The following is a 14180-nucleotide window of genomic DNA, read 5'->3' as shown; positions in this document are numbered from 1 at the left end:
CCCCGCCGAATCCCGACACACCCCGTGACGCCCACTCGACACGGCACTGCCGGACCGGCACACTCGACACCGGTTTCCGTCCCGGGCCCCGCCCGGGTACGGAGTCCGTCGCGTCACCCGTTCGATCGCGAATGTCACACGATCGCACGGTCCGGACCGGCGGGCGGACCCGGTGGCTCGTAGCGTCCTGCTCCAGGGGCCGCCGGACCCCGACCCCCACCCCACTTCACCGAGGAGGGCAACTCCCATGAAGTCCACGCTCACGCCCCAGCCGCCCGTCACCACCGCCACCGTCGCGCCGGCCGCTCCGGCGTCCGCCGCCAAGCCCGCCTGGTCCGCCCCGTCGGTGCAGTGCCACCGCACCGGCGCGGAGGTCACCGCGTACGCCGCGCGGACCACTCGGTGACCCAGGCTTCCACCATCGCGTCGACCCGCGAGGAGTTCGCGGCCAGGCTGTACGGCCTGCGGGGACGGTACTGGGACACCCACCCGTTCCATCTGCGCCTGCACTCCGGTGGCTGCACGCCACCGGAGTTGCGGCGCTGGGTCGCCAACCGCTGGTACTACCAGCTGTGCCTGACCCGGAAGAACGCCGCGATCATCGCCAACTGCCCGCTCCCGGAGGTCCGTCGGGAGTGGACCCGGCGGCTCGGCCAGCAGGACGGGCCGCAGGAGGGCGAGGGCGGGCTGGCCGACTGGCTGGTGCTCGCCGAGGCCGTCGGCCTGGACCGCGCCGAGGTCCTGGACGAGCGGCACGTGGCGCGCGGTGTGCGCTTCGCCGTCGACGGCTACCTGCACTTCTGTCAGACCCGGCCGTGGACCGAGGGCGTCGCGGCCGCGCTGACCGAGATGTTCTCGCCCGACCACATGGCCGAGCGGGTGATCGCCTGGCAGAAGCACTACGACTGGATCGACCCGGCCGGCTACGCCTACTTCGAGCACCGGATCCCCGACGCCCGCCGGGACAGCGCCCGGACGCTCGACGTGGTGCTGGACCACTGCGTGACGGCCGAGCAGCAGCAGGCCGCGGTGTCGGCGCTCGCCTTCAAGTGCGAGGTGCTGCGGGCGATGCTCGACGCGGTCGACTACGGCCCGGAGACCGCCGCCACCCTCGGGGCCGCCGCCACCGAAGCCGCCGGGACCGCCGGAACCCCCGTGCCCGCCGGGGCCGGCCGGTGAACGCCGCACCCGCCGCCGCGGCCCCCGGGCTGCGGCGCGGGGTGCGGCTGGTCCACGACCCGGTCCGCCGACAGGACGCCCTGCTCTACCCGGAGGGCGTGCTGCTGCTCAACGGGACCGCCGCCGCCGTGCTGCGGCACTGCGACGGACGGCGCGACGCCGCCGAGGTCACCGCCCGGCTCGCCGAGGAGTACGAGGGCGTGGACGCCGGCCAGGTGCTCGCCCTGCTGGCCGACCTCGCCGAACGGCGGCTGCTCGCCCTCGACGGCACCGGTGGCCCGGCCGACCCGCACCCGGCCGCCGGACTGCCCGGGGCCGCGGCCGGCAAGCGCGCCCCCGCCCCGCTCGGTCTGGTCGCCGAACTCACCCACCGCTGCCCCCTGCAGTGCCACTACTGCGCCAACCCGGTCGAACTCGTCCGACAGCGGGACGAACTGGACACCGGCCAGTGGCTGCGGGTGCTCGACCAGGCGCGCGGGCTCGGTGTGCTGCAGGTCCACCTCACCGGCGGCGAGCCGCTGCTCCGCCGCGATCTGGCCACCATCGTCGCGCACGCCCGGGGGCTCGGCCTCTACACCAACCTGATCACCAGTGGTCTGCCGCTGGACGGTGACCGCGCCGCCGAACTCGCCGCGGCCGGGCTGGACCACGTTCAGCTGTCCGTCCAGGACGCCGACCCTCGGCAGGCCGACAGCATCGCCGGGCTGACCCGGCTCAAGGGCCCCACCGGGCACGAGCGCAAGCTCGCCTCGGCCGCCCTGCTCACCGGCGCCGGACTGCCGCTCACCGTCAACGCCGTGCTGCACCGCGCCAACGTCGAGCGCCTCGGCGAGATCGCCGACCTGGCGGTCGCGCTCGGCGCCGACCGGGTGGAGCTCGCCCACACCCAGTTCTACGGCTGGGCCTGGGTCAACCGGGCCCACCTCGCGCCGAGCGACGAGCAGGTCCGGCAGGCCGAACTGGACGTCGCCGCCGCCCGCGCGCGGCACGGCGACCGGATCGAGATCACCCATGTCGTCGCCGACCACCACAGCGGCACCGCCAAGCCGTGCATGAACGGCTGGGGCAACGAGCAGTTGGTGGTCGCGCCCGACGGTGCCGTGCTGCCCTGCCTGGCCGCCGCCCAGCTGCCCGGGCTGCCGGTGCCGAACGCCGTCACCGACGGTCTGGCCGCGAGCTGGCACGACTCGCCCGCGTTCAACCGCTACCGCGGCACCGACTGGATGCCCGAACCGTGCCGCAGCTGCGACCTGCGCGAGCAGGACTTCGGCGGCTGCCGCTGCCAGGCCTTCCAGTTCACCGGCGACGCGGGCGCCACCGACCCCGCGTGCCGGCTCTCCCCGCAGCACCACCTGGTGCACGCACCCGCGCCGGAGGCCGACCCGGCGCCGCGGGCGCGCCGGTTCACCGCGCCCGTCCCCCCGATGCCGTCGGTGCTGCCGGTCCCGGCCGTCCCGGCTGTCCCCGCCCTGTCGCCCGACCCGTCCGTGCCGGGCCCGGCCTGAGCGCCCCGGCCCGGGACCCGTCCCTCGGAGCACGCACTGAAGATCCGGATCCTCGGCACCGCCGCCGGCGGCGGCCTGCCCCAGTGGAACTGCGGCTGCGCGGGCTGCGCCACCGCCCGCCGCACCGGCGCCGCCCGCAGCCAGGACTGCCTCGCGGTCAGCGCCGACGGCGCCGCCTGGTACCTGGTCAACGCCTCCCCCGACCTGCGGTCCCAGCTGCTCGCCGCCCCCGAACTGGCGCCCCCGCCGGGCACCCGGGACACCCCGCTCCGCGGCGTCCTGCTGACCAGCGGCGAACTCGACCACACCCTGGGCCTGGTGACCCTGCGCGAGGCCGCCGGGCTGACGGTGCACGCGACCGCTCCGGTCCGGGCCGCGCTGCACGAGGCGTTCCCGGTCGGTCCGCTGCTGGCCCCGTACACCAAGGCACGCTGGCACACCGTCGTCCCCGGGGAGCCGGTCGAACTGGCCGGAGGGCTGGTCGCCGAACCGTTGGCCCTCGGCGGCAAGCGCCCCCGGTACGCCGCCGACCTGGCCGCCCTGCCGGCGGGCGCACGGCCCGAGGAACCGTCCGGCGGGCGCACGGACTGGGTGATCGGCTACCGCTTCACCGAGGCCGGCGGCCGCGCCGGCGCCGTGTACGCCCCCGGGCTGGCCGCCTGGACGCCCGCCGTCGACCGGGCGGTGGCCGACGCGGACGTGGTGATCCTGGACGGCACCTTCGCGACGGACGACGAGCTCGCCGAGCGCACCGGCGGCGCCCGCGGCTCGCGCGGCATGGGACACCTGGCGGTCGCCGACTCGCTCCCCCACCTGGCCGGCCGCCCCGGCCCGCGCTACCTCTACACCCACCTCAACAACACCAACCCGCTGGCCCACCCGGGCTCGCCGGAAGCCACCGCCCTGGCCCCGGCACTGGCGGCGGCCGGCGCGGCCGTGGCCGAGGACGGGATGCTCCTCGACCTCTGAAACGCGGCCCCGTCCCGTGCCACCCCGGCTGTCCCTGACCGTGTCCGGTCGAACTGCTCCACCGTCCGTTCACCGAACGGTGGCGCCCGGTATCGCCCCAGGCCATCGAGGGCCTGTCAGATCGTCGTGATACTAATCATTCGGGTCATGAGATCTGTCATGCACCGGAAGGCACGATGGTGACAGCCGGTCCGTTCCCAGGGGACCGGACGGTGACGGGGAGGGGCAGGGCATGGTGACCAGGAACGGCACGGCCACGCGAGGAGACGGCGGGCCCACGGGCACGGAGCGACGGACCGGTCGGACGACCGGCCGCCGGCTGCGGCTCGGCAAGCGGCTCACCGGGATGCTGGCGGTCTTCACCGCCCTCGCGGCGCTGACCGGCTCCCAGGTGACCGGCCTCCGGCTCGCCCCCGCCGCCGCGGCGGAGCCCGTCCCGGACCAGCTCGGCGGCAGCGCCGCGATATTCCCGGGCCTCGGCGCCGACGGCACCGGCGCGCCGTTCGGCACCGGTGCCACCCCGCTCCCGGGCACCCTCGGCACCGCGCCGGTCGACGGCGGCGGCACCCTGCCGCTCGCCCAGCCGCCGCTCGCGCCGCTCACCTCGCCCTTCGCCGATCCGCTGCGCTCCGGTCCGGCCCTGCCGGAGACGGTGTTCGCCGCCTACCGCAAGGCCGAGGCCGCGCTGATCCTCCGCTCCCCCGGCTGCCACCTGCCCTGGCAGCTGCTCGCCGCGATCGGCGAGGTCGAGTCCGGCCAGGCCGGCCGCGGCGCGGTCGACGCCGGCGGGACGACGTTCCGTCCGATCCTCGGCCCGGCGCTGAACGGCGCCGGGTTCGCGGCGATCGGCGACACCGACGGCGGCCGCTTCGACGGCGACACCCAGTGGGACCGCGCCGTCGGGCCGATGCAGTTCATCCCCTCCACCTGGGCCTCCTGGGGCGTGGACGCCAACGGGGACGGCAAGGCCGACCCGAACAACATCTACGACGCCGCCGAGGCGGCCGGCCGCTACCTGTGCGCGGGCGGCCGCGACCTGAACGACCCGGCCCAGCTGGACCGGGCGATCCTCGGCTACAACCACTCCGCCGAGTACCTGCGCACGGTCCGGAACTGGATGGCCCACTTCGGCACCGGCAGCCCGGTCACCACCCCGAACCGCCCGGGCACCCCGAGCCCGCTGACGCCGCTGCTCCCGGTCGTTCCGGTGGCGCCGCTCGTGCCGACCGCCCCGCCGGCCCCGGTCGTGCCGAACCCGGCCACGACGCCGCCCACGACCCCCGGCACGTCGCCGACGCCGAGCCAGAGCACCGCACCGACCGCCCCGGGCACCCCGGGCACCCCGAGCACCGCACCCACCACCACGCCGTCGGGCGAGCCCTCGCCGAGCGCGACGCCCTCCGGCACCCCCTCGCCGTCCGCGTCCGCCTCGCCGTCCGCCGAGCCGAGCGGCACCCCGAGCGGCACGCCCAGCACCGCCCCCACCACCACGCCGTCGGGCAGCCCGAGCCCCAGCGCGACCGCCACCCCGACGAGCACGCCCACGGCGACGCCGACCGGCACCCCGTCCACGACGCCCACCGCCACGCCGACGGCGACGCCCACGGGCACCCCGACGGCCTGCCCCACCCCGACCGGCACCCCGACCGCGGGCGCGAGCCCGACGGCGACGCCGTCCGGCACCCCGTCGACCACCCCCTCGGCCACCCCGAGCGCGACGGCCACCCCGCCCGCACCGGGCTGCCCCACCCCCACGCCGACGGACACCCCGTCCGCGAGCGCCACCCCGAGCGCCACCACCTCCCCGTCCGCCGCGCCGTCCCCTTCGGCCCACTAGTACTGAGCCGTGCCCCGTCCCCCGGTCAACGGCCCGGGGGACGGGGCACGGGGCACGGTGGCACGGAAGCGATACACGAGGGCCCGGCGCGACCGCCGGGCCCTCGTCGGTCATCGAGCTGATCGGACGAGCGTATGTATGGCAATCAGTCCATAGACGCCCCCTGGGGCGCGTCCGTGTTCGGCGCGGCCAGCGTGGACGCGGCGCCGGACCTGGCGCGGCTCCGGGTGGCGATCGCGGAGACGCGGCCGAAGCCGGGCGAGGCGTTCGAGGCCACCCGGGGCGGGGTCAACCGGATCCGGGACGTCCTGCGCGGTCACGGGATCCCCGACACCGCGGTCTCGACCTCCCGACTGGATCTCAAGTCCTCGTGGGACTACGGCAGTGAGCGCAGGTTCCTCGGTTACGAGTGCACCGCCTCGTTCGTGATCGAGCTGCGTGAGCTCGACCTGCTGGAGCCCGTGCTCGTCGATGTCGTCGAGGCCGGGGCGAACCAGGTCGACGGAGTCGAGTTCGACGTGAGCGCGAAGAAGGAGCTGCGCGCGCAGGCCCGCGCGGCCGCGGTGGCCGCCGCGCGGGAGAAGGCGGAGCTGTACGCGGAGGCCGCGCAGGTCCGGCTCGGTCCGGTCGTCCACATCAAGGACGTGGACTCCGAGCAGGTGCAGAACAGTTACCGCAGTCACCGCGGCGGCGGCGCGGGTGGCGACGGCGACGGCGATCTGACGCCGGGCAGGATCAGTGTCACCGCGGGCGTGGTCGTCGGCTTCTCGCTGATCGGGGGCTGACGGCACTCCCCACCGGGTCGCGGTGCCCGGCCCCGCCTACGGCCGGGCGCCGGGGCCGGGCAGTCGGCTCCGGGCCCGCCGCTCCAGCGTCTCCTTCATCACCTGGGCACCCCGGACGACGCGCGGCCGGACCTGGTCGATCATCTCGTGCGGCAGCACATCGGTGATCCAGACCAGTCGGCAGCGCCCGGCCCCCTCCGGGACGACCTGGAAGGAGGCGTGGTGGTGGGTCAGCGGGATCCGGAACCCCTCCACCGCCGAGTAGGCCAGCCGGCGCAGGGCGTCGTCGACGCTCACGATCAGCTCCCGCACGACAGCGCCGCCCGGCACCGTCAGGTACCGGGTGTCGCCGTCCATCCGGACGTCGAGGACATAGCCGGGAACGAGACGCTCGTGCACCGCGGCCACGTCCCGGACCGCGTCCCACACGTCGTCGGCGCCGGCTTCGATCACGATGTCCTGCACGACGGTGGCGATGGCCGTTCTCCTTGCCCGTGGCGATGACTGACGATGCATCACGATCATTGTCCGTCAGAACGCGACCGGGTCGGGACCGGAGCGGCGCAGCGCCGGGGAAGGGCTTCACCGATCGGGACGGGCCGGGCGGATCAGGCGGGGTCCGGGTCCGGGCCGGGGTCCGGGTCCTCGGTACCGGCGGGGCTGCCGTCCGGTCGGCCGGGGGCCCGGCCGGACGGGGGAAAGGCCGCGATGAGCGTGGTGGTCACGGCGAGGCCGAAGTTCCCGGCGTTGACCGCGGTGGCTCCGGCGAGGGTCATGGCGATTCCGGCGATCGCTCCGGACAGGGTGAGCCCGGCGAGCCGGGCGGTTCGGCCGCGAGCCGACCGCGGAGCCGGCGGCCGCGGGTCCGCTCGGCCGGCCGCCGCGGATCGCGGCCGGTCGAGGGTGTCTGGTTGTGCACGCGAAGCCCTCCTCCCGTGCGGTCCGGCCCGCCGGCCGAACCGCCGTTCTCCGAGACCTCGGAATGTCGTCGTCCGATTCGATTCCGGAAATGTCCGTCGATCGACCTCGCGGAAAACTCCCCGTACCGCGCGGCGGACCCGGAACCGAACGGTGCGCCGGCGGTATTTCCCGACACCGCACCGTGTCTACAGATCACCACCCCCCGGGGCGTCCCGCCAGATTCGAAGCCGATCACGCGCCAGGTCCGGGCAGATCCCTCCTTTTCACGGACAACGGTTCGACGACTTGGGACACGGCGCGTCCCGGATTGGCGCCGGACGCGTATGCTGTCGGACACCTCGGGACACCGTCGGACAGGCATGGGGGCTGTGCGATCTCGATGAACGGGAACTCCACGGATCATCTCGATCCCGCTTCCGCCGCGAGCAAGGAAGACCTCGCGCGCTGTCTGAGAATGCTGCGGATCCGCGCGGACAGCCCTTCCTACCGGGATCTGGAGAAGCAGGCCCTCCAGATCGGCCGCTCGCTGCCGAGGACGACACTCGGCGAGGTCCTGTCCGGCCGCCGCTTCCCGAGCAAGGCGTTCCTGCTCGTCTTCGTCGAACTGTGCGGCGTCGACCCGGCCGCCGAACCGGCCTGGGAGGGGGCCTGGAACCGCCTGGCCGTCCGCTACAAGGCCGACGTGCGCGCCGAGCCGAGACCGGGGGCGGAGGACCCGCGCCCCGACGTGTCCCGCCAGGAGCTCCGGGCCGCCCGGCAGCGGGTGCGGGAGCTGGAGGAAGAGGTGGCGGAGCTGCACGCCGCCGCCACAGCCCGGACCGAGGCGTCCCGGCAGGCCGGGGAGGCCGTCGGACGGGCCGTCGAGGCCTGGACGGCGGTGGCCGACGAACTCGACCGACGGGGCGAGCGCGCGCTCGCGGCCCGCGCCCGCACCGCGCTCGCCGAGCTGGCCGAAGCCGAGTTCGCCGGGGCCGCCGCCGGAGTGCGAACAGCGGCCGGAGCCGGTGCGGGAGCCGCGGCCCCGCTCGCCGAGCGGACCACCGCCGGTCCCGCTCCCGCCCCTGCGCCCGTCCCGCCCGCCCGGTCGGCGCCCGAGGCCGACCCGGACGCCGCACCGCTGCCCGGCCGGGTCAGCGGCAGCCTCCCGGCGGTCTGGAACGTCGAGCCCCGCAATCCGGAGTTCACCGGCCGCGACACCGTCCTGGCCGACCTGCGCCACCGCCTCGACAGCGGGAGCACCGGCGGAGTGCAGGCCCTGCGCGGGGTCGGTGGTGTCGGCAAGACGCAGATCGCGATCGAGTACGCCTGCCGGTTCGCCTCCCACTACGACGTGGTCTGGTGGATCGCCGCCGAGGACCCGGCACTGATCGGCGAGCAGGTGGCGGCCCTGGCGGTGGAGCTGGCGCTGGCCGAACCGGGCACCGACACGGCGACGGCGGTCGCCGTGCTCAAGGCCCATCTGCGCGGCCGGAACCGCTGGCTGCTGGTCTTCGACAACGCGGACGACCGCGCCGGGGTGGCCAAGTGGCTTCCGGGCGGCCCCGGCCACGTGCTGATCACCTCACGGGCCGGCGGCTGGGAACGGATCGCGACCACCGTCCCGGTCGACGTCATGGAGCGGGACGAGTCGGTGGCCCTGCTGCGCACCCGCCGCCCCGAGCTGAGCCCGGAGGACGCGGACCTGCTGGCGCGGGCCCTCGCCGACCTGCCGCTCGCCCTGGCCCAGGCGGGCGGCTTCCTCGCCGAAACGGCCACCCGGGTCGTCGACTACCTGACCCTGCTGGACAGCCACGCGACGGCGGTGCTGACCGAGGGCAGCACCGGCGACTACCGCAAGCCGCTCGCGGGGGCCATCGACCTCAGCGCGACGCGGCTGGCCCGGCTGGACCCGCTCGGGCTGGCGGTGGTGCGGCTGTGCGCCTTCCTCGCCCCGGAGTCCGTCCCGGTGCACTGGCTGCTCGCGTTCGGACGGTCGACGGCGACCCGGGCCCTGCTGGCCCCCGGTCCGCACGCCCCCGGCGGCCCGCTGGCCGCCCTGGCGCTGGCCGACACCGACCCGGTCGCCCTGCACCGGGGCGTCGGTTCGGCCGTCCGGCTGGGCCTGGCGACCAGCACCCATGACGGCGTCCGGCTGCACCGCCTCGTCCAGGCCGTCATCCGGGACCAGTTGGGCGCGGACGCCGCCGACGTGCGCCGCCACGCGCGGACCGTCCTCGTCCAGGCCGCGCCCGGCGACCCGGAGGACCCCGCCACCTGGGCCACCTGGGCCCGGGTGGTGCCGCACCTGCTCGCCGTCGACCCGGGCGGCGCCGACTCGCCGGAGCTGCGCGACCTCGCCTGCGACGCCGCCTGGTACCTCACCGAGCGCGGCGACTCCGAGGCCAGCGCCCGCCTCGCGACGGACCTCCGCACCCGCTGGACGGCCGCCTCCGGTCCCGACGACCGGCACGTCCTCCGGGCGAGCCGCTGCCTGGCGCGCGCCCACCGCGAGCAGGGCCGCTACGAGACGGCGCACCTGCTCTACGAGGCGTCGATGCCGCGCAGCCGCCGGGTCCTGGGCGAGGACGACCCGCAGACCCTGCGGCTGGCGCACGGGCACGCGATCAACCTGCGTCTCCGGGGCCGTTACGAGGAGTCACGGCGGCTCCAGGAGGACACCCTGACCCGGTACCGGCGGCTGCTCGGGCACGACCACCCGCACACCCTGCACTCGGCGAACCACCTGGCCGCCGACCTGAGTGCGCTCGGCCGCTACGAGGAGGCCCGCGAACTCCACGAGGAGACCCTGACCCGGTACCGGCGGGTACTCGGCGACGATCATCCCGACACCCTCCGTTCGGCGAACCACCTGGCCGCCGACCTCAGCGCGCTCGGCCGCTACGAGGAGGCCCGCGAACTCCACGAGGAAACCCTCGCCCGCTGCCGACGGGCGTTCGGCGAGGACAGCCCGCACACGCTCCGGGCGGCGGACTCCTACGGCACCACCCTGCGCCGCCTGGGGCGGCTGGACGAGGCCCACCGCCTCCAGCGGGACACGCTGGCGCGGTACCGGCGGGTGCTGGGCGACGACCACCCGCAGACGCTGCGGACGGCGCACAACTTCTCCGAGACGCTCCTCGCCCGGGGAGAGCGCGAGGAGGCGCACCGGCTCCAGGCCGACGCCCTGGAGGCCGCCCGGCGGGTGCTCGGCGCGGACCACCCGGAGACGCTCCACGCGGCCCGACACCTGGCGCTCATCCGGTCCGATCCGGGCCGCTGACCGGACGGGACGTACGGACTTCCGCCATTCCTGGGACAACGCTGGCCGCCGACGGTCAGGACATTCTACGATTGACCGACACCGGTCAGTAATCCGCGCATCGATCGCGTGGGAATTCCCCGGGCCGGCCAGCTGGTAGCTTACTGCCGCACTGCCGCCCCCGAGCCGAGGAAATGGCCGATGATCGATCCTAAGATCGCACTGGTAATGGCGAGGCCCCGTCCGGAAATCAATGCCGACCATGACATGCCCCTGCTCCTCCGGGCGCTTTCCGAGGCCGGTGCCGACGCAATCTCTGCGGAATGGGACGATCCGGGCGTCGACTGGTCGGAATTCGATCTCGCGGTGATCCGATCCACCTGGGACTACACCTGGCGGAAGCCCGAATTCCTCGACTGGGTCGACCGCTGCAGCCGGGCGACCCGACTGGTCAACCCCCCGGAGGTGGTGCGCTGGAGCTCGGACAAGAGCTACCTCGGCACCCTCGCGGCGGCCGGCGTCCCGGTCGTCCGCACCCGCTACCTGGCCCCCGGCGACCCCGCCGACCTGCCCGACGACCACGAGTACGTGCTCAAGCCGGTGATCGGCGCCGGTGCCCGCTACGCCGCCCGCTACCGGCCCGAGCAGCGCGACGAGGCGCACGACCAGGTGGCCCGGATGCACGCCGAGGGCCTCACCGCCATCCTCCAGCCGTACATGAGCGGCATCGACACCACCGGCGAACGGGCGCTGGTCTTCGTCCGGGGACGGTTCCTGCACGCGATCCGGAAGAACGCGGTGCTCTCCCCCGACGTGGCGTTCGACCAGCGGAAGGTCGCCCACCCGGGGATCCGGCCGTGGTCGCCGACCGCCGCCGACCTCGCGGTCGCCGAACGGGCGCTGGCCACGGTGCCGGGCTCGTCGGACCTGCTGTACGCCCGGGTGGACCTCGTCGACAACGCCGACGGCACCCCCCTGGTGATGGAGCTCGAACTGGTCGAGCCCAACCTCTTCCTGGCCGCGCACCCGGGCTCGATGTCCACCGTGGTCCAGGCGATCACCACGGCCGCCGCGGCGGCCGCCGCCCAGCGCGGCACCCGGCGCCACGCCGAGGACGACCGGGCGGTCCACGAACGACGCTGAGCCGGGAACACGACTGGCACCGGCCACCGCGGCCGGCGAGGGGGGACAGTTGATGAGTTCGGGCGACGACACCGCCACCGGCACCGGAGCACCCGGCAGGGGGGCGGTCGGAGGTACAACGGCCGCCGACCCGACGGCCGACCCGGCGGCCGATGCGACCGGGGAGGCGGTCCGGAAGGCGGCCGGGGCCGCGGTCGAGGAGGGCGTGCTTCCGTTCGCCTGCCCCGCCGCCCTGGCCGAGCCGCCCGGGCTCGCCGGGCTCCGCGAGCGCGGCGGCCTGGCCAGGCTCCCCACGGCCACCGGCGACCGGGCCTGGCTCGTCACCGGCCACGCCGACGTCCGCGCGCTCTGCGGCGACCCCCGGATCGGCAAGTCCCATCCCGACCCGGCCCGCGCGCCCCGGCTCTGGGAGGCCGCGCTGCTCGGCCCCGAGACCAATCACGCCACGGCGGTCGCGGACCACCGGCGCTGGCGGACCACCCTCACCGAGGCCTTCGGCGCCCGCCGCGTCGAGCGGCTCCGGCCGCGGCTCCAGGCCTCCTTCGACGCACTGCTCGGCGCGCTGCTCGACACCGGCCCGCCCGCCGACCTGTGCGCGGACCTCGCCCGGCCCTTCGCGCTCGGCGTGATCTGTGACCTCATCGGCATCCCGACGGAGCGGCGGGACGCCTTCGCCGCCTGGTCGGACCGGGTGCGCCGGGTCCCGGACCCCGGGGGGACGGCGGACGCGGCGGAACGGCGGGGCCTCGACCGCACCATCGGCGAGCTTCTCGACCAGCGCCGCCTCGCCCCCGCCGACGACCTCCTCACCGAGCTCGCCGCCCGTGCCGACGCGCCGGACGCAGCGCGGAGCGGCGCCCTGCGCCCCGACGAACTCCCGCACACCCTCAGCGGCATCCTCCTGGCCGGCTACGAGACCGTCGCCACCCGACTGCCCTACGGCCTGCTGTACCTGCTCGCCCACCCCACCGCCCGCGCGGCGCTCGTCGCCGACCCCGGCCTCGCCCCCGCCGCCGTCGAGGAGGTCATGCGACTCGCGGTGCCGGGCGGCAGCTGGATGCCCCGCTACGCCCGCACCGACCTGGAGTACCACGGCAGCCGGATCGCCGCCGGCGACCTCGTGGTGTTCTCCTTCCAGTCCGCCAACCGGGACGAACGGGTCTTCCCCGACGCGGGCACCCTCGACCTCGGCCGGACCCCCAATCCCCACCTGGCCTTCGGCCACGGCAAGTACTTCTGCCTGGGCGCCGGACTGGCCCGGCTGGAGCTGCGGATCGCTTACGAGACCCTGTTCCGCCGCCTGCCGGACCTCCGCCTCGCCTGCGCGCCGGAGGAGGTCGCGGTCGACGGCACGAGCGTCACCGGCGGCCTCCGCACCCTCCCCGTCAACTGGGGCCGCCCCACCGACAGGTGACGGACCCGGCGCCGACCGGACGCGGGTGCGCGCGCTCCGGGGCGGTCCCTCAGCCGTTCTCCGCTCCGGTGCCGTGCCCGCCGTGCCCGCCGTCCCCGTCTCGGCTCTCCTCGCCCTCGCCCTCGTCCTCCGCGTAGAAGATGCCCGCCTCGCGGTCGCGCTGCTCCTGGACGCGCAGCGGGAGTTCCGGGTCCCAGTCCGAACTGCGCGGCAGTTCCGGGCCGTCGGGGCCGAGGCGGACCACGGGTTCGACCCGGACCAGCCGGAAGTGCCGGTCCGCGGCGCGGAGTTCGTCGGAGCGCTCGGCGTCCAGCCGGTCGGCGGCCGCCGCGTAGCGGGCGAGCTCCTCCGCGCCGAGGTGCGGGTCCAGCCGGGGGGCGAACTCGCGGAGGTAGGCGGCCAGGGTGTCGCGGGCGTGCTGCGGGGTCTCGCAGGCGCCGGTCATCGGGCCCCAGCCGCCGTCCCGGTACTCCGCGACCGCGCAGTGCGCGGGCAGTACCAGCACGTTCGGGTAGAGGTGGGAGGAGCGCCGCGCCTGCTCCCGGACGTCCTCCGGGATGGAACGGCCGGTCGGCACCAGGGACATCATGTCCAGCCGCAGGATCCCGTCGACCAGGGTGACCCCCGCCGCCGGGTCGATCACGAACCCGTTCGTCCGGGACGGCAGCCGGTGCCCCTCGCCGACGGCGGCCGGGTCCGGGTCGGTCGGCCGGGGCGGCTCGATACCGTCCGGGCCCGAGCGCAGCACCTGCTCGGCGCGGAAGATCCGGTAGTCGCGCCCGCCGGCGGAGATCTCGTCCAGCGGCTCCCACTCCAGCCGCTCGTAGGCCGCGCTGTAGGAGGCGCGCTCCGCCTCGTCGAGGTCCCGGTCGGCGGCCTGGACCGACCCGGGTTCGGCGAGCGCCCAGGCCCGGAAGGCGTGCCCCAGGTCGTCCCGGGCGGCCTGCGGGGTGGCGGCGTGGAACTCGACGATCCGCCAGCTGCCCGAGCCGGTGCGCTCCAGGCTGCCGAAGACCGGCGGCATCATCATCAGGTTCGGGTACTTCTCGCGGGATGCCCAGGCCTCCAGACCGGCCACCGCGGCAACCGGGTCGTCCGTGTGGGTGACCCGGATCGTCAGGTGCTCCGGCAGCTGCGCGGCGTCGTCGTCCATGCGGCCAGTGTTAGCGGACCCGCCGAGAGCCTCGCA

12 protein-coding genes are annotated in these 14180 nt (G+C 75.6%); 9 read left to right on the top strand and 3 right to left on the bottom strand.

Annotated elements, in window-relative coordinates:
* Positions 1-247: 247 nt before the first annotated feature.
* The 6 genes from pqqA (at position 248) to ACW14Y_RS36135 (ending at position 6275) form a co-directional block, all read left to right on the top strand.
* Positions 248-406 carry a pyrroloquinoline quinone precursor peptide PqqA gene (pqqA, locus tag ACW14Y_RS36160; RefSeq protein ID WP_380305207.1) on the top strand — a complete coding sequence of 53 codons (159 nt, stop codon included), beginning with the start codon at positions 248-250 and terminating at the stop codon, positions 404-406.
* A complete protein-coding gene (pqqC, locus tag ACW14Y_RS36155) occupies positions 403-1179 on the top strand; it encodes a pyrroloquinoline-quinone synthase PqqC (protein ID WP_380305205.1) in 777 nt (258 codons plus the stop codon). The genes pqqA and pqqC overlap by 4 nt, the downstream gene beginning before the upstream one ends.
* Positions 1176-2684, top strand: a complete 1509-nt coding sequence (gene pqqE / locus ACW14Y_RS36150; protein ID WP_456984859.1) for a pyrroloquinoline quinone biosynthesis protein PqqE — start codon at positions 1176-1178, stop codon at positions 2682-2684. Before pqqC ends, pqqE begins: the two co-directional genes overlap by 4 nt.
* Before the next feature lie 36 nt (positions 2685-2720).
* Positions 2721-3653 carry a pyrroloquinoline quinone biosynthesis protein PqqB gene (gene pqqB / locus ACW14Y_RS36145; RefSeq protein ID WP_380305228.1) on the top strand — a complete coding sequence of 311 codons (933 nt, stop codon included), beginning with the start codon at positions 2721-2723 and terminating at the stop codon, positions 3651-3653.
* Positions 3654-3885: 232 nt separating this feature from the next.
* Entirely contained in the window at positions 3886-5490 is a 1605-nt protein-coding gene (locus ACW14Y_RS36140; protein ID WP_456984858.1) for a lytic transglycosylase domain-containing protein, read from the top strand.
* A gap of 134 nt (positions 5491-5624) precedes the next feature.
* Positions 5625-6275 carry an SIMPL domain-containing protein gene (locus ACW14Y_RS36135; protein ID WP_380390923.1) on the top strand — a complete coding sequence of 217 codons (651 nt, stop codon included), beginning with the start codon at positions 5625-5627 and terminating at the stop codon, positions 6273-6275.
* Between the two features lie 36 nt (positions 6276-6311).
* Here ACW14Y_RS36135 and ACW14Y_RS36130 read toward each other — a convergent pair whose 3' ends face one another.
* Complete coding sequence (locus ACW14Y_RS36130) at positions 6312-6791, bottom strand: SRPBCC family protein (protein ID WP_380390921.1); 480 nt, start codon at positions 6789-6791, stop codon at positions 6312-6314.
* Between the two features lie 92 nt (positions 6792-6883).
* Complete coding sequence (locus ACW14Y_RS36125; RefSeq protein WP_456984857.1) at positions 6884-7051, bottom strand: hypothetical protein; 168 nt, start codon at positions 7049-7051, stop codon at positions 6884-6886.
* A 524-nt stretch (positions 7052-7575) separates the two neighbouring features.
* Between ACW14Y_RS36125 and fxsT the strand changes: the two genes are divergently transcribed.
* The 3 genes from fxsT (at position 7576) to ACW14Y_RS36110 (ending at position 12991) form a co-directional block, all read left to right on the top strand.
* Complete coding sequence (gene fxsT / locus ACW14Y_RS36120; RefSeq protein ID WP_456984856.1) at positions 7576-10455, top strand: FxSxx-COOH system tetratricopeptide repeat protein; 2880 nt, start codon at positions 7576-7578, stop codon at positions 10453-10455.
* A gap of 180 nt (positions 10456-10635) precedes the next feature.
* Positions 10636-11577 (top strand): ATP-grasp domain-containing protein, encoded by a 942-nt coding sequence (locus ACW14Y_RS36115; protein ID WP_380305191.1) that lies wholly within the window; start codon positions 10636-10638, stop codon positions 11575-11577.
* Between the two features lie 52 nt (positions 11578-11629).
* Entirely contained in the window at positions 11630-12991 is a 1362-nt protein-coding gene (locus ACW14Y_RS36110) for a cytochrome P450 (protein WP_456984855.1), read from the top strand.
* Positions 12992-13040: 49 nt separating this feature from the next.
* Here ACW14Y_RS36110 and ACW14Y_RS36105 read toward each other — a convergent pair whose 3' ends face one another.
* Complete coding sequence (locus tag ACW14Y_RS36105) at positions 13041-14144, bottom strand: DUF5954 family protein (protein WP_456984854.1); 1104 nt, start codon at positions 14142-14144, stop codon at positions 13041-13043.
* Between the last annotated feature and the right edge of the window lie 36 nt (positions 14145-14180).

It is taken from the genome of Kitasatospora sp. cg17-2 (assembly GCF_054031055.1).
This window is presented reverse-complemented; position numbering and strand designations above follow the sequence as displayed.